Genomic DNA, 20549 nt, shown 5'->3' on the forward strand with positions numbered 1-20549 from the left:
ATTTGATTCAGGGGTTCAAGGGCATCGATGTAAAAAGTCCTTTCCCTTCCCCGAGGTAAGGCACCCATCCCCGGCACCTGGCCCACGACATTCATGCTGTCCCTTGCGGCGAGGACGCAGCCATCACAACAAGCACCTTGATGTCCGTATCCTCGCCCTCCTTTGCCATTCGACCATGCGCGGCAACCAAAACCTGACAGAGCAGTTTTCACATATCCGCCGGATCAGGCTGCATCATTGGACACCCCTGTTCAGGGCACTTTACGGCAGATAATGGAACAGAAGCGACATAGCTTGTCAAATAGCGACCTGGCCACCGCCTGACAAGCAAGCGCGGCGGCCCCGGCGTCACCCGGATCCGACGGACAGGCAGAAAGCCTTGTGATCCTCGATGTCTTCCGGCTCGGGGGCGACACCGGTGAAACCGACAAGGTACTGTTCCAGCCGGTCGATACGCGCCGACATTGGTTCGCGCACTTCCAGCGCATGATACCCAAGCTGCATGTAATAGAGAATCCGAGCCCGCGCATCCGCGTCGTCCGGGGCATAGCCATACCGTTCGAACATCTCTTGCACCGCCTGCAGCCGGGTGCTGTCGGCCGCGTCGATGCGCTGGCGCACCGATCCGCTGCGCCGCGACCATTCGCGGACCGCGAAATCCAGCCCCTGATCGAACAGGTCCGGATCGATGAAACAGCGGAAGAAATTGCACACGGCGGCGTTGATGCTGCGGGCGGGCATCCGGCAATGGCTGACGATGGTGGCGGTATTGCGCGCTTCCCAATCGTCAAGCAGCGCCTCGAGCAGGTGTTTGCGGCTCTTGAAATACCAGTAGAAACTGGATCGCGAAACGCCCAGCCGCTGACCGATGGTCAGCACCTTGACCTCCCCCACCCCGTCACTGACCAGGATGTCGCGCGCCACGTTGAGCCAGTCTTCGCGGGTGACCTTGATGTTCCCCACCAGTTCCGGCTTGTCCGGATCTTCACGATGCAACGGCACCGGCTGGGATTTGGGCATTCGACACCTCCGATGGTAAAGACACACCCGCCTTTTCGGCTTGTCGGACGGGCGGGCAGGTCACCGAATTTTGCACAACTGAACAGAAATGTCCAAAGCCGTTCCGAGTACTGGACAGTTTTGTCTAGACAGGCAAAAAACACGCGCTTACCGTCGCGGTGAATCAACCTTTCGGAGGGATCATGAAGTCGCATTATCGTGTCGTGGTGATCGGCGGCGGCATCGTGGGGACGTCGGTTCTCTATCACCTAGCCAAATTCGGCTGGCCCGACGTCTGCCTGATCGAACGCAAGGTCCTGACCGCCGGGTCCAGCTGGCACGCCGCCGGCGGGGTGCACGCGCTGAACGCCGATCCGAACATCGCGGCACTGCAGGGTTACACGATCGACCTTCTGTCCGAGATCGAAAAGGAATCGGGCCAATCGATCGGCATGCACATGACCGGCGGCATGACGCTGGCCTCCACGCCGGAGCGTTGGGAATGGCTGCAATCGGCCTATCGCGTGTTCCAGACCATCGGCATCGAGGATTGCCGCCTGATCAGCGCCGAGGAAGCCGCCGCGCTGAACCCGCTGATGAACCCAGAAGGGGTGCAAGGCGCGCTCTGGGCCGACCGCGAAGGCTATGTCGACACCACCGGCACCGTGCACGCCTATGCCGGGGCGGCCAAGAAACGCGGCGCGACGGTGATCGAAAACAACCGGGTGCTGGAGCTCCACGAATTTCCCGACGGCTGGCAGGTGGTGACCGAAAAGGGCATCATCACATGCGAACACGTGGTCAATGCCGCCGGGCTCTGGGCCAAGCAGGTCGGGCGCATGGCCGGGATCGAATTGCCGGTGTCGCCCTTGAACCACCACTACCTGATCACCGATACCATCCCCGAGGTCGCGGCATTGGACGAAGAACTGCCGATGATCATGGACCCCGAAGGCTTCACCTATATGCGGCAGGACCAGAAAGGGATGCTGCTGGGCATCTACGAGGCCGATCACGACCACTGGATGATGGACGGCGCGCCGTGGGATTACGGGTTCGAATTGCAGCAGGAAGATATCGGCCGGATCGAAAACGAATTGCTGAAGGGATTCGAACGCTACCCCTGCCTGAACGACGTCGGGATCAAGACATGGGTCAACGGCGCCTTCACCTTCTCGCCCGACGGCAACCCCTTGGTCGGGCCGGTGCGCGGCAAGCGCAATTACTGGTGCGCCTGCGCCGTGATGGCCGGATTCCTGCAAGGCGGCGGGGTCGGCAAATCGCTGGCCGAATGGATCATCCACGGCGAACCCGAGGCCGATATCTTCGGCATGGACGTGGCGCGCTACGGCGATTACGCCCAGAACAAGCGGTACATCAAGGGAACCACCGGGCAATTCTATTCCCGCCGCTTCGTGATGTCCTATCCCAACGAACAGCTTCCCGCGGGACGGCCAGCGCGTATGGCGCCGAGCTATTCCGACATGACGGCGGCGGGTTGCAGATGGGGCGTCAGCTACGGGCTGGAAGTGCCGCTCTACTTCGCCCCGCAAGGCTTCGAGGAAGCCCCGACGCTGAAACGGTCGAACGCCTTCGACATCGTGGGCGCGGAATGCAGGGCCACGCGCGACGCGGCCGGGCTGATCGACATCTCGGGCTATTCCCGGTTCGAAATCTGCGGACCGAATGCCGAAGCCTGGCTCGATCACCTGCTGGCCTGCAAACTGCCACCGGCGGGCCGCGCCAAACTGGCCCCGATGCTGTCCCCCGAAGGCAAGCTGAAAGGCGACCTGACCGTGTTCAACTGGGGCGACGGGACGTGGTGGCTGATGGGATCCTATTACCTGCGTGAATGGCACATGCGCTGGTTCACCGATCACATGGTCGACGGGATTACCGTGCGCGATATCGGCGACGGCACCGTCGGGTTTTCCATCGCCGGGCCGAAAAGCCTTGCCATCCTCCAAAGCCTGACCGACGGACCCATCGCCGAGTTGCCACTGATGGGCTGCGGGACCTTCGATATCGGGCTGACCCGGGCGCGTGTGGGACGGCTGTCGGTGACCGGCGAAAGGGGGTATGAAATCCACTGCTCGGCCGCCGATCACATCGCCTTGCGCCGGGCGCTGTTGCGGGCCGGGGCCGATCACGGGTTGCGCGAGGTCGGCTTCAACGCGGTGCTGTCGATGCGGCTGGAAAAAAGCTTCGGCATCTGGTCGGCGGAATTCACCCAAGGCTATACGGCGGGACAAACCGGGCTGGACCGCTGGATCGCCTGGGACAAGGGCGATTTCATCGGACGCGATGCGGCCCTGACAGAACGCGGCGGACCGGGCCCGGCGCAGGTTCTGGCGACGCTCGAGGTCGGCGCGGTTGACGCCGATTGCAGCGGCTACGAACCCGTCTGGCAAGGCGGCGAACGTGTCGGCTTCGTCACCTCGGGCGGCTATGGTCATTCGATCGGAAAATCGCTGGCCATGGCGATGATCGATCGCGACAAGGCGGCCGAAGGGACCGAACTGACGGTACATGTGGTCGGCGTCGAACGCCCCGCGACGGTGATCGCGCCGTCGCCCTATGACCCCAGCGGCAAAGCGATGAGGGCGTGATGGATCAGCAGGCAAACTCCCGGCCTCGCCGCCGTGGCCGCGACCGCGGCGCCAAGGCGACCCCGCAGCGGCAGGTGAATTACCGCCAGCTGCGCAATCCCTTCCCGCCGATGCCCGCCTTTTCCGAAGACCGCATCGCCGCGATCCACCACACCGCCCTGCGGGTGCTGGAAGAACAGGGGATGAAGGTGTTGCTGCCGCAGGCGCGGGCACTGTTCCGGCAGGCCGGGGCGCGGGTCGACGAGGCGTCCGGGATGGTGTTCGTCGGCCGCGATATCGTCGAGGCGGCGCTCGCCTCCGCGCCGCGTTCGATCCTGTGCCGCGCCGGGACGCGCGACCGCGACGTGTTGCTGGATCCCGGTGCACTGACCTTCCTGCCGGGATCGGGCACGCCGCATGCCACTGACCTGAAACGTGGCCGCCGCCCCGGCACCGGGCGGGATTTCCGCGAACTGGTGCAGATCGCCCAGCATTTCGACGTCATGCACATGCTGCCGCCGATGGTCGAACCGCAGGACATCCCGACCCAGACGCGCCATCTGTTCACCATGGAGGCGCAGTTGACGCTCAGCGACAAGCTGCCCTTTGTCTACGCCCGCGGTACCCCGCAGGTCGAAGACAGTTTTGAAATGCTGCACGATTTCCGCGGCCTGTCGGACGCCGAATTTCGGGCCGCCCCCCACTGCTTCACCATCATCAACACAAATTCGCCGCGCGTTCTGGATATCCCGATGGCGCAGGGGCTGATCGATTTCGCCCGGTTCGGGCAGGTGTCGATCGTCACCCCGTTCACGCTGATGGGGGCGATGGCGCCGATCACCGTGGCCGGCGCGGTGATGCTGTCGCATGCCGAAGCGCTGGCGGCGATCACCCTGACCCAGCTGGCGAAACCCGGTGCGCCGGTGCTCTATGGCACGTTCACCTCGAACGTGGACATGAAATCGGGGGCGCCCGCCTTCGGCACACCGGAACATTTCAAGGCCTCGCTGGCGGCGGGGCAACTGGCGCGGCTGATCGGGCTGCCGTGGCGTTGCGCCGGCGGATCGGCAGCCAATCTCAACGATGCGCAGGCGGCCAACGAAACCCAGTTCGCGCTCTGGGGCAGCCTGATGGCGGGGGCGACCGTGATCCTGCATTCCGCCGGTTGGCTGGAGGGCGGGTTGACCCTATCGTATGAAAAGATGATCACCGATATGGAAGTGCTTCAGATGGTGGCGGAAATGTGCGTCGCGGCGGCGGCCGAAGACAGCGACATCGCCTTCGACGCGCTGGCCGAAGTGGAACCTGCCGGCCATTTCTTCGGCGCTGCCCACACGTTGGAACGCTACCAGACCGAGTTCTATGACCCGCTGGTCGCGGACTGGTCCAACTTCGGCACATGGACCGAAAAGGGTGAACGCAGCGCCAGCGAGCGGGCCAGCGATATCTGGCAGAACATCCTGTCCGAGGATGCCCGCCCCCCGGTCGATGGCGACCGGTTCGAGGCGATGCAGACCTTCATCGCCAAGCGAACCGCCGCCGGCGGCGCCCCACCGGAGAGCTGACATGGCGAAACGCTATTCCGCATGGAACCTCTTTCTTCAGGGGATGCGCGGCCACAAGGGCTGGGGCCAGGCCTGGCGTTCGCCCGAGCCGAAGAAACGCTATGACGTGATCGTCATCGGCGGCGGTGGGCACGGATTGGCCACCGCTTACTACCTCGCGAAGAAACACGGCATCACCAATGTGGCGGTGCTGGAAAAGGGATGGCTGGGCGGCGGCAACACGGGCCGCAACACCACGGTGATCCGGTCGAACTACTTCTATCCCGAAAGCGTCGCGCTTTATGACCTGTCGGTGCGGCTCTACGAGGGACTGTCGCGGGATCTGAATTACAACGTGATGTTTTCCCAGCGCGGCGTCACCAACCTGTGCCATTCCGAACCGGAAATGGAAATGGCCGCGCGGCTGGTCAACGCCATGCGCCTCAATGGCACCGACGCCGAATTGCTGGACGCCGATCAGCTGCGCAAATTCATCCCCGCGCTGAACATCCGCCCCGATGCCCGCCTGCCGATCCACGGCGCCGTGTTGCAGCCGCGCGGCGGGACCGGGCGGCACGACGCGGTGGCCTGGGGCTTTGCCCGCGCCGCCGATGCCGCCGGGGTCGACATCATCCAGAATTGCGAAGTCTTGGATTTCCTGACCGAAGGCGGGCGCTGTGTCGGCGTGTCGACCAACCGGGGCGATATCCACGCCGGTCGCGTCGGCGCGGCGGTGGCCGGGCATTCCTCGGTGCTGGCGGAAAAGGCAGGCGTCGGGTTGCCGATCAATTCCTACGCGCTGCAGGCTTTCGTGTCGGAACCGCTGAAACCGGTGCTGGACACGGTACTGATTTCCCCGATCACCGGCACCTATGTCAGCCAGTCAGACAAGGGCGGATTGGTGATCGGCGGCGCGCTGGACCGGGTGCCGTCCTATGGCCAGCGCGGCAACCTGCCGGTGCAGGAAGCCGTGATGGCGGGGCTGACCGAAATGCTGCCGATGCTGTCCAAGGTCAAGATCGTGCGCCACTGGGCCGGGATCGTCGATGTGACCCCGGACAGTTCCCCGATCCTAGGCCCCTCGGCGCTGCAGGGGCTCTATTTCAACTTCGGCTGGGGCACCGGCGGGTTCAAGGCGATCCCCGCCGGCGGCTATCTGTTCGCCCATATCCTTGCAACCGGCAGCCATCACGACATCAGCCGCCCGTTCGATCAAAACCGCTTCACCACCGGGCGCTTGATCGACGAAGGCGCAGCGTCCGGCATCGCGCATTAGGAGGTTTCATGCAGCTTTTCCCCTGCCCTTTCTGCGGCCCGCGCGACGAACACGAATTCCATTTCGCCGGGGAGGCCGGCAAGGCGCGCCCCGACACCACACGCACCGTCAGCCCGGAGGGCTGGGCGCATTACCTGAACGATCAGCGCAACGAAAAAGGCCGCGTGCGCGAGGTCTGGATGCACCTGACCTGTTCCGAGCTTTTCGCGATGGAACGCGACAGCGTGACGATGGAGGTTCTGTCGTCCGCCCCGTTGCGGGAGGATGCGCAATGACTTCCCGCCGCACCGCCGAGGGCGGTCTGATCGACCGGTCGCGCCCGCTGCAATTCAGCTTCGACGGCAAGTCGTATCAGGGTTTCAAAGGCGACACACTGGTGTCGGCGCTCTTGGCCAACGGCGTGCGGGTCATGGGGCGCAGTTTCAAATATCACCGCCCGCGTGGACCGTGGGGGGCGTGGATCGAAGATCCGAACGCGGTCTTCAACGTGACCCTGGATGGTGCTGAACTCCCCAACTGCCTGGGCGCCGCGACGATGCTGGAAACGGGCATGGAAGCGCGGTCTGTGAACGCCTTTCCCTCGGCCCGGTTCGATCTGAAGGGCGGGCTGGACCTTTTGCATCGCTGGCTTGGCGCGGGATTTTATTACAAGACCTTCATCTGGCCCGACTGGCACCTGTTCGAACCGATGATCCGCCGCATGGCCGGGCTTGGCGAACTTAACACCGACCTTATCGACGGCTATGCCTCGGACCAGTTGCACGATCATTGCGAGGTTCTGATCGTCGGCGGCGGTGCAGCAGGGCTGGCGGTCGCACGCGCGGCAGCGGAGGCCGGTCAGGACGTGGTTCTGGTCGACGACCACGACGTCGCGGGCGGCAGGCTCTATCAGCTCGACAGCGTCGAAGGACAAACGCCGCGCGATTGGGTCGACGATCAACTGGCGGCGATCGAAGCCGCAGGCGGCCGGGTGATGACCGCGACCACCGCCTTCGGCGTCTTCGACCACCGCTTGGTGGGGCTAGCGCAGCAGGGCGCGTTCGGCACCGCGCCGCGGCTGTGGCGGATACGGGCGGACCGGATCGTTCTGGCCAGCGGTGCGATCGACCGCCCCATCACCTTCGCCGACAATGACCGGCCCGGCGTGATGTCGTTGGACGCGGCCTGCGAATGGCTGGCGCGGTATGGCGTGTTGGCCGGGCGGGACATCGCGGTGTTGTCCAACAACAGCTTTGCCGCCCCCGCCGTGCGGATGCTGGCGCGGGCCGGGGCCAATGTCACCGAAATCGACCCAACCGACGGCGCGATCCGCGCCTTGGGCGGCAAGCGCCTGAAAGGGGTCGAAGTGGCGGGCAAACGCCACCCCGCCGACACCGTTCTGGTGTCGGGCGGCATGACCCCGCTGGTGCACCTGTGGCGCCATGCCGGCGGCAAGCTGGACTGGTGCGAGCAGCGACAGGCTTTCCTGCCCGGCGCGACACCAGAAGGCATGGCGGCTATCGGGGCGGCCAACGGCAGCTTCGACCTGGATCATGCGCTGGCCGAAGCCCGCGCGGTGGCCCGGCATGAACCCCGCCCTGACGGGACGGGCACCTACCGGCTTACCCCGCTCTGGCCGAAACCGGGGTCAAAAGGGCGGCAATGGATCGATTTCCAGCATGACGTGACGCTGAAGGATATCGAACTGGCGGCGCGTGAAAACTATGTCTCGGTCGAGCATCTGAAACGCTACACCACGCTGGGCATGGCGCCGGATCAGGGCAAAACCTCGAATATGGCGGGGCTAGCGGCGATGGCGGCGATACAGGGCCGGGCGATTCCCGAGGTCGGCACCACCACTTTCCGCCCGCCCTTCGTGCCGCAGCCCATCGCGCTTTATTCCGGCCCCCATGCCGGGCAGCTTTATCATCCGCTGAAACGGCTGACGCTGGAAGCGCAGCACCGCGCGGCGAATGCGGCCCTGGGTGAATATGGCGGCTGGCTGCGCCCCGGCTGGTACGGGTCGGGCGATCCGAAATTCCATATCCGCGACGAGGTTGTGACAGCGCGCAAGGTGGCGGGCATCCTCGACGCCTCGCCGTTGGGCAAGATCGAGGTGATAGGGCCGGATGCCGAAAGGTTCGTCGATTTCATCTACTACAACACCGTCTCCACCCTGAAGCCGGGTCAAATCCGCTATGGTTTCATGCTGACGGAACGGGGCCATATCATGGATGACGGGGTCATCGCGCGGCTGGACCGGAACCGGTTCCTGATTTCCTGCTCCTCCTCCCATACCGATCACGTTCGAGCGCATCTCGAAACCTGGCGGCAGGACGGCAACGACCCCGACCGGATTTTCATCCACGACCTGACGCAAGCCTGGTCAACCGTCACCGTGACAGGCCCCAAGGCGCGCGACATCGTGGCGGCGCTGGACATACCGCTGGACCTGTCCGCAGGGGCTTTTCCTCATATGACACTGCACTACAGCAGCTTCGACGGCACCCCGGTGCGCATCGCGCGGGTCAGTTTCACTGGCGATCTGAGTTACGAGATCTCGATCCGCAGCAGCCGTGCCGCGGACCTGTGGCAGGCGCTTGCCGCTGCAGGCGAAAAGCTGGGGGCATGCCCGGTCGGGATCGAGGCGCTGTCAGTGCTGCGCGCCGAAAAGGGATACATCCTGATCGGCAAGGATACCGAGGGCGAAACCATGCCGCATGACCTTGGCTTCGGCATCCCGCGACAGAAGAAAAGGGCCGCCTTTGTCGGCGACCGCAGCCTGCACATGGAGGGCGCCAACCGCGACGACCGCAAGCAGCTGGTCGGGTTCAGCGTGGAACCGGGCGCCCCGGCCCTGCCCGTTGGCGCGCATCTGGTCGGCGAAGGGGAACGGCCCCGCTCGCAAGGCTATGTCACCACCAGCCATGACAGCACGACGCTGGGTCACCCCATCGCACTTGGCCTGCTGGAACGCGGGGCCGACCGGATCGGCGAACGCGTCACCGCCTGGCACCAGGGACAGCGATTCACCGCGACGATCTGCGCCCCCTGTTTTTTCGATGCGGAAGGAGAGCGCCTGCATGCGTGACGACCGCCACAGATGGGCCGCTCATGACGGCCGATGGCCCCGGTTCGATGCCCAGGGCATTTCCCTTGCAACTACCGAACCGGAGCGCCAGACGCTGATTTCGGGTCCTTCCATCCTGTCGCATTATCCCGGCGCAATCGAATGGCCGGACATCGCGACCGATGACAGCTATTCACTCTGCCTGCGGCGCGACCGGATTCTGCGGGTGAACGGGCTGGAGATGCCGGACGGCTGGAACCAGGAACAAGAACAGGCGGTGTCAGACGCAAGCGACGCCTATACCGTCTTCGACCTGTCGGGCCCGAAAGCGCTGGACCTGCTGAAACATGGTGCGGAACTCAGCTTGCAGAAACCATCGCGCTCGGTCGCGCGGAATCTGTTCGGTTTTGGCGTGTTTCTTTACCGCTACGGGGCCGAGGACGGGTATCGGCTACATGTCCCCCGCGCCCAGGCGCACCCCGCCTGGCAGACCCTGACCCGACAGGCGGTCCGGCTCTGACCCCGACGCCGGGCGGTTGCGTGCAGGCATCTGCAGCCTGCGCAAAGCCCCGGCCCAAATTGGTGCTGGGTTTCTTGCCGATCCGTTCCCCGGACCGGCGACCCCGTGCCGGAAAAGCTTCGCGAAACCGTCATCGCCCTGTGACATGGCGCGCCCAGAACCGATTCATCCGAATGAATCGGGACGACGATGAGCAGAGACAAATGGAAATCCATCCGGGACGCGATCGAGGACGATATCGCCTCGGGGCAGTTGCAACCGGGTGAACGGCTGCCCACCGAACCGCAACTGGCCGAACGGCATCAGGCCGGGCGCCATTCGGTCCGCAAGGCGATCGCGGAACTGGCCAAGACCGGCAAGCTGCGCGTCGAACAGGGCCGCGGCACCTTCGTGGAAACCGCGCCCACGATCGCCTATGCCATCGGCAGGCGCACGAGGCTGCATGCGCAGGGCATTGATGTCAGCGGCGAATTGCTGGGCGCCGAACGGATCGCGGCCAGCGGCCGGGTGCAGCATGCGCTGTGGCTGGAACCGGGGGCGCCGGTGATCGAAAGCCGCCGCCTGACCCGCGCCAACAAGGTACCGATCGCGTTCGGCCGCGCCTATCGCTCGGCCGAACGCTTCCCCGATTTCGTCGAGCGCATGGACCTGCTGGGGTCGGCCACCGAAACCTGGAAATCCTATGGCATCGCCGACTACCTGCGCGGCGAAACCTCCATCCATGGCAGGCTTGCCCGTCCCGAGGAAGCGCGTCTGCTGAAACAGCACCCCGACCTGCCGGTGATGGTCATTCGCGCCGTCGACACGATGATGGACGGCACGCCGCTGAGCTTCAGCGAAGTGATCTGGTCCGCCACGCGGGTGAAATTCACCTTCGAAACCGACGGTGTCCAGTGATGATCCAATCCCTTCCCGATACCCCGCACGAGGCACTGCCCAGCCCCCTGTTCCGCACCGCCTTGGACGCACGTCTGATCGACAGCGTCATCGGCCCGACCAAGGATGTCCCCCAGCCAGAGGAGCGCGAAGATGTGGCTGTCTGATTTCACCCTCATCCTGCCCGACCGTGTGGTCGATCACGGTTCGATCCGCATCGAAAACGGCCTGATCGCCGACATCGCGGAAACCCCGGTGCCCGGCGGGCTGCAAGGCCGCGGGCTGCAGATTTTTCCCGGCTTCATCGACATGCATGGCGACATGATCGAGGTCGAGATGGAACCGCGGCTGAAGGTCGATTTCCCGATGCAGGTGGCGCTGCCGCATCTCGATGCCCGACTGACGGCCTCGGGCGTGACCACCGCCTATGCCGCCGTCAGCTTTTCGCGCGGGACGCGGGATGGCGAACGGCGCTTCTTCGAGCATACCAGCGGAACCATCCGCACCCTGCACGCGCTGCGCGGCGACTGCCGGGTGGATCACCGCATCCATGCCCGGTTCGACATCACCTTCGACAATGCGGTCGCTGTGATTGCCGATCTGATCGCGGCGGGCACCGTCGACCTGGTGTCGCTGATGGATCACACGCCGGGTCAGGGGCAGTATCGCGACATCGAACGCCACATCGCACATGTCGCCGCCCATCGTGGCGTTAGCCAGACCGAAGCGCGGCAGATCGTGACCACCAGGATCGCCGAACGCAGCCGGCCACAGCAGGTCCTGCTGGACAATATGCGCCAGGTGTCCGAGCTATGCCGGGGCCATGGCGTGCCGTTGGCAAGCCATGATGACGACACCGAGGAAAAGGCCCATCTGATGGCCGAACTGGGGGCTGCCATCGGTGAATTCCCAGTCACCCTTGAAGCGGCAAGGGCCACCGCCGACCGGGGCATGATGAACGCGATGGGCGCGCCCAACGCGCTGCGCGGACAAAGCTATTCCGGTAACCTGTCAGCCCGGTAGGCCCACGCAGAAGGTTTATTGCATATCCTTGCCGCCGATTATCACCCCGGCGCGATCCTGCCTGCGTTCCAGGTCCTTGCCGGGACCGATCCCAAGGGGCTGGCGGGGGCGGCGGTGCTGGCGACGGCAAACCCGGCCAAGGCGCTTGGGCTGGATGATCGTGGCCGGTTGCAGCCGGGGCTGCGCGCCGATCTTGCCGTGGTCGATCCCGCCGGCATGGGGCGGGTGATCGCCAGTTTTTCGCGCGGCGAGGTGATTTTTTCCAACGGATCGCTGCCCGGTCTGGCCGAGCGCGTTCAGGCGGTGGCCTGAGCCCGGAAACCGGATTGCGGCGTCAGGACCGCAAACCCGCTACCCAGTGCAGGGCCGGTTTCGGGGCCCGCCGATTGGCGCGCTGGATAACAATCAGAACAGGCGCTGTCGCAAACACTGGACAAACACGCGGGCGCCGATCGCGATCAGGCTATCGGGGAAATCATAGTCGGGATTATGCAGTGCGGCACAGTCGGTTCCCGACCCAAGCAGCATCATGGCCGATTTCGACACATCGCCGAAGCGTCCGAAATCTTCCGATGCGCGCATCGGCAATTTGCCCGGTTCCGTCGGAATGTTCTCGGCCTCCAGCGCGCTTGCCAGCAATTGCGTTGCCTCGGCATCATTGTCGCAGTGGCGGAACACGTCGTGATAGCTGATCGCGTGCTGCAGCCCGGCCTCGATCGCGGCCGCACCCACGGCGGCTTCGGCCCGCGCCACAAGCGCATCCATACCCGCATCGTTCTGGGTGCGAAGCGTGACCCAAAGCTCCGCCTGCCCCGGCGCGACGCCGAAGGCGGGTTCGCCGACCCGCGCATGGGTCACGGTCACCAGGGAAAAATCGGGGTCCGATGGCACGCCCCCCGTCCCCAGCCCCGTCAGCAAGGGCATCAGCCGTGACATGGCCGGAACCGGTGACAGTCCGGTTTCGGGCTGGGACGCATGCGCGGTCCGGCCGGTCAGGGTGATCTTCATCCCGCGCGACGCACAGGCCATCGCGCCCGGTTCCAGCGCCGCGTGGCCGAAACGAAGGCCCGGCATGTTGTGCAACGACAATGCGTAGTCCGGCGTGATCTCGGCGAACCTCGGATCGGCGATGACCTTGGCCGCGCCCGCGCCGTCTTCTTCGGCGGGCTGGAACAGCAATATGGCCCGCCCCCGGACCGGCCGGTTGGCCCCAAGCCAGCGGGCGACGCCAGCCAGAATGGCCATATGCCCGTCATGACCGCACAGATGGGCCTTGCCCTGAACCTCGGACCGATAGGGCACGTCGCCCAGTTCCTCGATCGGCAACGCATCGAGTTCGCAGCGCAGAAGGATCGACGGACCGTCCTCGGCCGCCTCATAGACGGCAGCGATCCCATGACCGCCCAGCCCGGCAAGGACACGGTCGGGTTTCGTCGGCGACAGCATCTCGACAACCCGTTTGGCGGTTTCGGCCTCTTCGCCGGAAAGTTCGGGATGACGATGAAGATCACGCCGCCATTCCGTCAGAGCCGCAATATCGGCGTTGCTCGGAAAACCGGGAGCGAAAGCATTATCCTTCGGGGGCATACCGTCTCCATCGCGCTATTCGACGTTCAGGCATTCAATACAGGTCATGCGTCCAACCGCAACCGGGGAAAGCGGCAGGGCCGGCGCGTTCGCGACCAACGTTCACCGGCTCGGGGCCCGCCCCTGCCCCGTAACCGTTTTGTCATTATCGAGAGACGGATTTGTCATTCCGACGAGACGGGGATGTTACCGGCGATTCTTACAACGGGCACAGGAATCATTCGGATGAATCGCCATGACCGCTGCACTGATCCTGAACGCCGTTTCCCGCCATTTCGGCAACACCAAGGCCGTCGACAGTGTCTCGCTGTCCATCCAGCCGGGTCAGTTCGTCGGAGTCATCGGGCGTTCGGGCGCCGGCAAATCCACCATGCTGCGGCTGATCAACCGGCTGATCGATCCCACCGCGGGGTCGATTTCCTTCGGCGCGACCGACATTACCGCGCTGAAAGGCAAGGCGCTGCGCGACTGGCGCCGCGATTGCGCAATGATCTTCCAGCAGTTCAACCTCGTCGACCGGCTCGACGTGCTGACCAACGTGCTGATCGGGCGGTTGGCCGAACATGGCTTTGCCAGTTCCATGGCGATGCGGTTTTCCGACGCGGAACGCACAATGGCGATCCAGGCGCTGGACCGGCTGGACATGGCGCCCAAGGCGCTGCAGCGCGCCGGCACCCTGTCGGGCGGCCAGCAGCAGCGCGTCGCCATCGCCCGCGCCCTGGTGCAGAAACTGCGCATCATGCTGGCCGACGAACCCATCGCCTCGCTCGATCCGGGCAATGCGACCCGAGTGATGGAGGCGCTGCGCAGCATCAATTCCGAGGACGGGCTGACCGTTCTGGTCAACCTGCACACGCTCGACACCGCGCGGGCCTATTGCGACCGGATCGTCGCCATGCGCTTCGGCCGGGTGATGTTCGACGGCACCGCCGCCCAGCTGACCGACGATGTGGTGCGCGACATCTACGGATCGGACGGATTGGCCGAATTCAACGAAGCCGTCACCTCGACCTCGATCAAGGCCGGGGCGCATCCCGCACCCATTCCCGCCTGATCCCCCACCACTCTGCAATCCACGGAGAAAGACCATGAAACTGCTGACCACCGCCGCCCTCGTGGCGCTTATCGCTGCCCCGGCCGTCGCCGAAGGCTGGAAAGACGACTACCAGGTCGTCAAGTTCGGCATCCTGTCGGGCGAAAACGAAAAGGACCGGCTGCAGCGCAACGAACCCCTGCGCGCGTTTCTGGAAAAGAAGCTGGACGTGAAGGTCGAGATTTTCACCGCCGGCAACTATGACGGCGTGATCCAGGCCATCGCCGCCGACCAGATCGAGGTCGCCCGCTTCGGTTCGTCCTCCTATGCCGCCGTCTACACCGCCACCGATGGCGGCGTGGTGCCGACCCTGACCGCGCAGAAGAAGGACGGCAACACCGGCTATCATTCGATCGTGGTGAGCCGTTGCGACAGCGGCATCAAATCGCTGGCCGACGCCAAGGGCAAGGTCCATGCCTTCGCCGAACCCGACTCGACCTCGGGCTATGCGGTTCCCTATTTCAACATGAAGGAACGGCTCGGCTTCGTTCCCGAGGAACATTTCGCCGCCACCCCGTTCTCCGGCTCGCACGAAGCCGGCGTTCAGGGCGTCGTCAACGGCACGTTCGACACCGCCTCGACCTGGCAGAACAATGACGCCAACGGCATCCCGCAGCGGATGGAAGCCAAGGGCATGATCGAATCCGGCGTCGTCTGCAAGATCTGGGAAAGCCCGGAAATCACCTCGGGGCCCTGGACCTTCCGCAAGAACCTGCCGGCCGACATGATCGAGGACATCACCGCCGCGATCGAGCAATTCCCGAGCGCCGACGAAGCAGGCTGGAAGCTCTATTCCTCCTTCGATCCCGAAGACAGCAACCCCACCACCGGCTTTGCCCGCGTCGACCACGAACGTTACCAGTGGATCGTCGACATGCGCCAGTGGATGAAGCGCCAGCGCCGTGCCGGTTCGTAATCAACGCAAGCGGGGGCGGGTCATCAGGACCCGCCCTTCTTCTGTCCAAACGGACCGGAATTCATGCCCCATACCGCCGCTTTTTCCGCTACCCCCGCCCTGAACGGCCCGGGTGCCATCGCCGCCTTCGAACGCGACTTCGCGATTCAGCGCCGCAGAGCGCGGATCAACTGGACCATTGCGTCGGCGCTATTCCTGTTCCTGTTCATGGCCACCGCCTGGCTGGGCGATTTCTTCAAGGTGACGCAGGTGTCGCTGCCCGACGGATCGCGCGAATGGCGCTGGATCATCGGTGCGGGGCTACCGCGGCTGGGCGAATATGTTGAAAAGACGCTGCCGGTGCTGCGTTGGGACACGTTCGGCGCCGATCTGGCCGAATGGTTCTTGCGCTGGAAGGTCTGGGTCAAACTGCTGATCGAAACCATCCTGATCGCCTTCATGGCGACCGCCTTCGGGGTGATCGGCGGCTTTCTTCTGTCCTTCCCGGCGGCGCGCAACCTGTCGCCCAACAAGTGGGTGCTGTGGGTCAGCCGCCGCTATCTGGAAATCGCCCGCACCGTGCCGGAACTGGTCTGGGCACTTATATTCGTTTTCTGCTTCTCGGTCGGCCCGATGGCGGGCGTTATGGCCATCGGGCTGCATGCCTGCGGCGCGCTTGGCAAACTGTATTCGGAAGTTAACGAAAACATCGACATGCGCCCGCTTGAGGGCGTCAAGGCGGCGGGCGGTAGTTGGTTCGACCAGATCCGCTATGGCGCGGTGCCGCAAGTGCTGCCGAACATCATCAGCTACACGCTGCTGCGCTTCGAAATCAACGTCCGGTCGTCGTCGATCATCGGCTATGTCGGCGCAGGCGGACTGGGCCAGGAAGTCAGGACGGCGATGAGTTTCCAGGAATATACCGACCTGTCGGCGCTGTTCCTGATCATCTTCGCCATGGTGGGACTGATCGACTTTGGTTCGGAAAAGCTTCGCCACCGCATCATCGGACTTGGAGAACGGGCATGAACGTGACCCCGCAGCAGATCACCAAGGCCCGCGAAGCGATGCCGCTGGCCTTCCGCGAACCGCTGCCGGTGCGGCTGCGCCGCGCTGTGGGCGCTTTTCGCAGCGCTGTTCGGCTATTGCCTGTGGGCCTTCAACTTCTCGCCCGCGCGCATCTGGGAGGGCATTTCGCGCTTCGGCGATGTGCTGGGCTTCATGTTGCCGCCCGATATCTGGCAAAGCTGGGCGGAGTTTTCCGAGATCGCCAAGGGCCTGGGCGAAACCCTGTCGATGGCCTTCCTCGGCACGCTTCTGGGCGCGGCCATCGCCTTGCCGCTGTCCTTCCTAGGCGCAAGGAACATCAACCGGCTGAATATCCTGCGCCTCGGGGTCCGGCGGGGTTACGATTTCATCCGCGCATTTGAAACGCTGATATTGGCGCTGATCTTCATCCGCGCCTTCGGGCTGGGCCCGCTGCCCGGTATCCTCGCCATCGCGGTCAGCGAGATCGGCACCTTCGCCAAGCTGTTTTCCGAAGCGATCGAGAACACGTCGGAAAAACCGATCGAGGGCTTCAGGGCCTCGGGCGGATCACGGTTGCAACAGATCCGTTTCGGCCTGTTGCCGCAGGTCAACCCGGTGATCCTGTCTGTGCTGCTCTACAATTTCGAATCCAACGTCCGATCCGGCACCATCCTCGGGATCGTCGGGGCGGGCGGCATTGGGTTCCTGCTGTCCGACCGGATCAGCGCCTATAAATGGGACGAAGCCTGGTCGATCATCTTCCTGATCATCATCATGGTCTATGTCATCGATTACCTCAGCGGCATCCTCCGCAAGCGGATCATCGGCACATGGGAAGCCGCGAAATGAACCGGACAGCGGCCGGTTGCCGGCCCCGCGCGGCTTCCCCCAGTGGCGTAGGTGGTGAATTGTGACCATATCGGCACCGGTTCGTGGATCGTCGCGGCGGCGGTTGTGACGAGGGCCGTGGCGCCTTATACGGTAGTGCGCGGGGCGTTCCGGCCCGCTTCATCAAGCGGCGCTTCTCCGAAGCGCGGGCCTAGGCGCTGCACAACATGGCCTGGTGGGACTGGCCGCGGGAAGATACGCCGCGACGCTCCCGATATCCGGACGCTGAGCGTGGATCCCTAGATTGAAAAACATCACTGCCGACCCGCCCCCCGCACCGCGCCGCCGCAAGGTGATCGACAACGGTTTCCTGGTACTTCTGGCCTTTACCGTCGCCGGTGGTATCGGCGTGATGGTGAAATCCGGTATCGGCCGGGTCGGCGAAATCGCGGTCGAGACGCTGGGCTTCATCGCGGTGCTCAGCCCAAAGATCGCCGCCGGCGTCTTCATCGCCGCCACCCTGCCGTTGATCCTGCCCCGCGACCGTGTCGCCGCCTGGATCGGGCGCAACAGCGGCTTGCGCGGGCTGAGCATCGCGATGCTGGCGGGCATGGTGATCCCCGGCGGGCCAGCGATGACCTTCCCGCTTGCCGCCGGATTTGCCGCCGCCGGCGCCGATCTGGGCGCGATCATCGCCTTCGTGTCGGGGTGGAGCCTTTTGAGCCTCAACCGCACATTGATCTGGGAGTTTTCCTTCCTGCCGCATGACATGGTGGCGCTGCGCTGGATCGTAAGCCTGCCGCTGCCGGTGCTGCTGGGGTTCGCGGTGCGGCTGCTACCTTGGAGGGTACGCGCATGAACATACTCATCGGTTCGGCGCTGATCTGCGGCATGGCGGTCTGGCTGTTGCTGCAATTGCCCAACGCGGAATGGCGGCGCGCCTCGATGGTGGCCTCGGTGCAGATGCTGAAATTCATGCTGCCCCGCATGGTGGCCGCGCTGCTGGGCGCAGGGTTCTTCGCCGAACTGCTGCCCGAAAACCAGGTTGAGACGATGTTCGGCGACGCGGCAGGGATGACCGGGCTGTTGCTGGCCACGGCGATGGGGCCGCTGACACCTGGCGGCCCTTTCGTCAGTTTCGCCATCGCGGCGGCGGCGCTGAAGACCGGGGCGTCGCCGGTCGCCGCGCTGGCCTATGTCACATCGTGGTCGCTGTTTTCCCTGACCAAGATCCTGGCGTATGAATTGCCGCTGATGGGGCGGCACGAGGTCATCGCCCGGTTCGCGGTCAGCTGGCCGGTGCCGCTGGTCGTGGCAGCGGTGGGGATGCTGTTTTACTGACGCGCCGCCGAAATGCCGCTAAACGTTGCCGTACCCGGCCAGCCAAGCGAAGAAAAAATCACAGGCCCGGTCGAGATTGCGCTGCGCCCGCGGGCTCAGCCCTTCCTTGACCTCGCCGAACTCCACGCCACTGATCGCCATGACATGGGCCGCCGGCCTTGCGCCATAAAGCGTTGCGGCCAGCGTCAGCACGGCCTCGGGCGACAGGCTGTGACTGCCGATATCGGCGGCGGTGTCGCTTTGCGCCCCGGTAAAACGGAACGCACCGTCGCCGCCGATCAGCGCATCGGCGAACACCACGCAATCGGCACCGGCCACGTCGAACGCGTGTTCGACGGTGAGCTGGTAATCGCTCAGCACCGCGACGCCGGGCGGCCCGGCCCGTTCGATCCGCTCCGCGAAGGCCGGGCCCAGCCCGTCATCGCCGCGCCCCGGATTGCCGTAGCCGATCAGCAGCATCAGTTGGCCTTGCGGTCCAGCAAAGCGCCCGCCGCATCGAACAGTTCGACCTGCAGCGGCATCTGCCCCAACGCGTGGGTGGCGCAGCTCAGGCAGGGGTCATAGGCGCGGATCGCCACCTCGACATGGTTCAGCATGCCTTCGGTGATCTGGCTCTGGCCCGAGATGTGTTTTTCCGCGACGTCCCGCACGGCCCGGTTCAGCCCCTCGTTATTGTGGGTCGTCGACACGATCAGGTTGCAATAGGTCACCTGATCGTTCTCATCGACCTGGTAATGGTGGATCAGGTTGCCGCGCGGCGCCTCTAACACGCCGATGCCTTCCTGCCGCCTCTCGCCGGTGCCGCGCAGGTCGGTGCCCTGCAAGTCGGGATCGTGTAGCAGGTCGCGGATCTTTTCGATGCAATGCAGCACCTCGATCATCCGCGCCCAGTGATTGGCCAGAACGGCATGCTGCGGCAATCCGTGGTTGGTTTCCATCAATTCGGTGCGCGCTGCGTCGGCCTGGGGGGTGTCGATGAAGCTGGCGGTGTTCATCCGCGCCAAAGGCCCGACACGATACCATCCCTCCTCCGGCCCGAGGGCCTTGAAGAACGGGAATTTCATGTAGGACCACGACCGCACATCCTCGACCAGCGCCTCGTGATAGCGGCGCGTATCGAGCTGGTCGAAGATCATGTCGCCATCGGCGGACAAGGCGCGCAAATTGCCATCGTAGAGGTCCAGCGCCCCATCGCCACCGCGCACCAGCGACAGGTAATGCGAAGGGAAGGCGGCGAAGCCGCGTACCATCTCGGCATTGTCCAGCGTGTAGTTCCGCGCCAGCGCCAGCGCGTCCTGTGCCCATGTTTCCATGTCCGTGAGCTGCGCCAGCAGCGCATCACGGGTTTCAATCGACAGGTTCTTGTTGATGCCGCCGGGAATGGCGCCGGTGCCGTGGATTTTCTTGCCCGCCGTGGCCTCGATGATGTCCTGTCCGAACTTGCGCATCATGATGGCCCGGCGGCCCAGTTCGGGCTGATCCTTCAGAACCTCGAAGATATTGCGTTTTTCCGCTGGCGCTCCGAAACCGAACAGCAAATCGGGCGCGGCGAGGTGGAAGAAATGCAGAACGTGGCTTTGCATCACCTGGCCGTAATGCATCAGCCGGCGCATTTTTTCCGCCGTCGGCGGCAATTGATCGACGCCGCAGATCATGTCCATCGCCTTGGCCGCCGCCAAATGATGGCTGACCGGGCAGATACCGCAAAGCCGCTGCACGATCACCGGCACTTCCCACAGCAGGCGGCCGCGGATGAAACGTTCAAACCCGCGGAATTCGACGATATGCAACCGCGCCTCGTCGACCTGCCCCTCGGCATCGAGGTGAATGGTCACCTTGCCGTGGCCCTCGACCCGGGTCAGTGGCGAGATTTCGATCAGTCTGGGTTCCGTCATGGATTC

General features: G+C 64.4%; 20 protein-coding genes. 16 read left to right on the top strand and 4 right to left on the bottom strand.

Going from position 1 to position 20549, the window contains the following annotated elements; genetic code table 11:
- Positions 1 to 348: 348 nt before the first annotated feature.
- Positions 349 to 1020, bottom strand: a complete 672-nt coding sequence (locus IT775_RS06125) for a TetR/AcrR family transcriptional regulator (protein WP_212700206.1) — start codon at positions 1018 to 1020, stop codon at positions 349 to 351.
- A gap of 182 nt (positions 1021 to 1202) precedes the next feature.
- On the opposite strand from IT775_RS06125, the gene IT775_RS06130 reads away from it, so the two are divergent.
- The 10 genes from IT775_RS06130 (at position 1203) to IT775_RS21255 (ending at position 12187) form a co-directional block, all read left to right on the top strand.
- Positions 1203 to 3608 carry a GcvT family protein gene (locus tag IT775_RS06130; RefSeq protein ID WP_212700207.1) on the top strand — a complete coding sequence of 802 codons (2406 nt, stop codon included), beginning with the start codon at positions 1203 to 1205 and terminating at the stop codon, positions 3606 to 3608.
- Positions 3608 to 5152 (top strand): trimethylamine methyltransferase family protein, encoded by a 1545-nt coding sequence (locus IT775_RS06135; protein WP_212700208.1) that lies wholly within the window; start codon positions 3608 to 3610, stop codon positions 5150 to 5152. Before IT775_RS06130 ends, IT775_RS06135 begins: the two co-directional genes overlap by 1 nt.
- A gap of 1 nt (position 5153) precedes the next feature.
- A complete protein-coding gene (locus IT775_RS06140) occupies positions 5154 to 6407 on the top strand; it encodes a sarcosine oxidase subunit beta family protein (protein WP_212700209.1) in 1254 nt (417 codons plus the stop codon).
- 8 nt (positions 6408 to 6415) lie between these two features.
- Positions 6416 to 6682 carry a sarcosine oxidase subunit delta gene (locus tag IT775_RS06145; RefSeq protein WP_212700210.1) on the top strand — a complete coding sequence of 89 codons (267 nt, stop codon included), beginning with the start codon at positions 6416 to 6418 and terminating at the stop codon, positions 6680 to 6682.
- Complete coding sequence (locus IT775_RS06150; protein WP_212700211.1) at positions 6679 to 9477, top strand: 2Fe-2S iron-sulfur cluster-binding protein; 2799 nt, start codon at positions 6679 to 6681, stop codon at positions 9475 to 9477. Before IT775_RS06145 ends, IT775_RS06150 begins: the two co-directional genes overlap by 4 nt.
- The gene (locus tag IT775_RS06155) at positions 9470 to 9976 is read left to right on the top strand and encodes an aminomethyltransferase family protein (RefSeq protein ID WP_212700212.1); all 507 of its coding nucleotides are present in this window, start codon (positions 9470 to 9472) and stop codon (positions 9974 to 9976) included. Before IT775_RS06150 ends, IT775_RS06155 begins: the two co-directional genes overlap by 8 nt.
- A 189-nt stretch (positions 9977 to 10165) precedes the next feature.
- On the top strand, positions 10166 to 10873 hold the full coding sequence (gene phnF / locus IT775_RS06160; protein WP_212700213.1) for a phosphonate metabolism transcriptional regulator PhnF: 708 nt from the start codon (positions 10166 to 10168) through the stop codon (positions 10871 to 10873).
- The gene (locus IT775_RS06165) at positions 10873 to 11019 is read left to right on the top strand and encodes a hypothetical protein (RefSeq protein ID WP_212700214.1); all 147 of its coding nucleotides are present in this window, start codon (positions 10873 to 10875) and stop codon (positions 11017 to 11019) included. The genes phnF and IT775_RS06165 overlap by 1 nt, the downstream gene beginning before the upstream one ends.
- Positions 11006 to 11875, top strand: coding sequence for an alpha-D-ribose 1-methylphosphonate 5-triphosphate diphosphatase (locus IT775_RS06170; RefSeq protein WP_246525369.1), 870 nt, complete (start codon positions 11006 to 11008; stop codon positions 11873 to 11875). Before IT775_RS06165 ends, IT775_RS06170 begins: the two co-directional genes overlap by 14 nt.
- Positions 11876 to 11893: 18 nt before the next feature.
- Positions 11894 to 12187 carry an amidohydrolase family protein gene (locus IT775_RS21255; protein ID WP_246525371.1) on the top strand — a complete coding sequence of 98 codons (294 nt, stop codon included), beginning with the start codon at positions 11894 to 11896 and terminating at the stop codon, positions 12185 to 12187.
- Between the two features lie 93 nt (positions 12188 to 12280).
- Here the strand turns inward: IT775_RS21255 and IT775_RS06175 are convergent, their stop codons facing one another.
- On the bottom strand, positions 12281 to 13462 hold the full coding sequence (locus IT775_RS06175; RefSeq protein ID WP_212700215.1) for an amidohydrolase: 1182 nt from the start codon (positions 13460 to 13462) through the stop codon (positions 12281 to 12283).
- Between the two features lie 235 nt (positions 13463 to 13697).
- Here IT775_RS06175 and phnC point away from each other — a divergent pair, with 235 nt between their 5' ends.
- The 6 genes from phnC to IT775_RS06205 all read left to right on the top strand — a co-directional run bounded on the left by phnC (position 13698) and on the right by IT775_RS06205 (position 18648).
- The gene (gene phnC, locus IT775_RS06180; protein WP_212700216.1) at positions 13698 to 14516 is read left to right on the top strand and encodes a phosphonate ABC transporter ATP-binding protein; all 819 of its coding nucleotides are present in this window, start codon (positions 13698 to 13700) and stop codon (positions 14514 to 14516) included.
- Positions 14517 to 14550: 34 nt separating this feature from the next.
- Positions 14551 to 15471 carry a phosphate/phosphite/phosphonate ABC transporter substrate-binding protein gene (phnD, locus tag IT775_RS06185; protein WP_212700217.1) on the top strand — a complete coding sequence of 307 codons (921 nt, stop codon included), beginning with the start codon at positions 14551 to 14553 and terminating at the stop codon, positions 15469 to 15471.
- A gap of 63 nt (positions 15472 to 15534) precedes the next feature.
- The gene (phnE, locus tag IT775_RS06190; RefSeq protein ID WP_212700218.1) at positions 15535 to 16479 is read left to right on the top strand and encodes a phosphonate ABC transporter, permease protein PhnE; all 945 of its coding nucleotides are present in this window, start codon (positions 15535 to 15537) and stop codon (positions 16477 to 16479) included.
- A gap of 120 nt (positions 16480 to 16599) precedes the next feature.
- The gene (gene phnE / locus IT775_RS06195) at positions 16600 to 17328 is read left to right on the top strand and encodes a phosphonate ABC transporter, permease protein PhnE (RefSeq protein ID WP_246525387.1); all 729 of its coding nucleotides are present in this window, start codon (positions 16600 to 16602) and stop codon (positions 17326 to 17328) included.
- Positions 17329 to 17611: 283 nt separating this feature from the next.
- Positions 17612 to 18166 (top strand): hypothetical protein, encoded by a 555-nt coding sequence (locus tag IT775_RS06200; protein ID WP_212700219.1) that lies wholly within the window; start codon positions 17612 to 17614, stop codon positions 18164 to 18166.
- Positions 18163 to 18648, top strand: a complete 486-nt coding sequence (locus IT775_RS06205; RefSeq protein WP_212700220.1) for a hypothetical protein — start codon at positions 18163 to 18165, stop codon at positions 18646 to 18648. Before IT775_RS06200 ends, IT775_RS06205 begins: the two co-directional genes overlap by 4 nt.
- A gap of 18 nt (positions 18649 to 18666) precedes the next feature.
- On the opposite strand, the gene IT775_RS06210 is transcribed toward IT775_RS06205, so the two are convergent.
- Both IT775_RS06210 and IT775_RS06215 read right to left on the bottom strand, forming a co-directional pair.
- Positions 18667 to 19107, bottom strand: a complete 441-nt coding sequence (locus IT775_RS06210) for a hydrogenase maturation protease (protein WP_212700221.1) — start codon at positions 19105 to 19107, stop codon at positions 18667 to 18669.
- Positions 19107 to 20543 (bottom strand): Ni/Fe hydrogenase subunit alpha, encoded by a 1437-nt coding sequence (locus tag IT775_RS06215; RefSeq protein ID WP_212700222.1) that lies wholly within the window; start codon positions 20541 to 20543, stop codon positions 19107 to 19109. The genes IT775_RS06210 and IT775_RS06215 overlap by 1 nt, the downstream gene beginning before the upstream one ends.
- Positions 20544 to 20549 lie beyond the last annotated feature (6 nt).

Origin of the sequence: Thalassovita aquimarina (genome assembly GCF_018219815.1) — a bacterium.
In the GTDB taxonomy this organism is placed as follows: Bacteria; Pseudomonadota; Alphaproteobacteria; order Rhodobacterales; family Rhodobacteraceae; genus Thalassobius; species Thalassobius aquimarinus.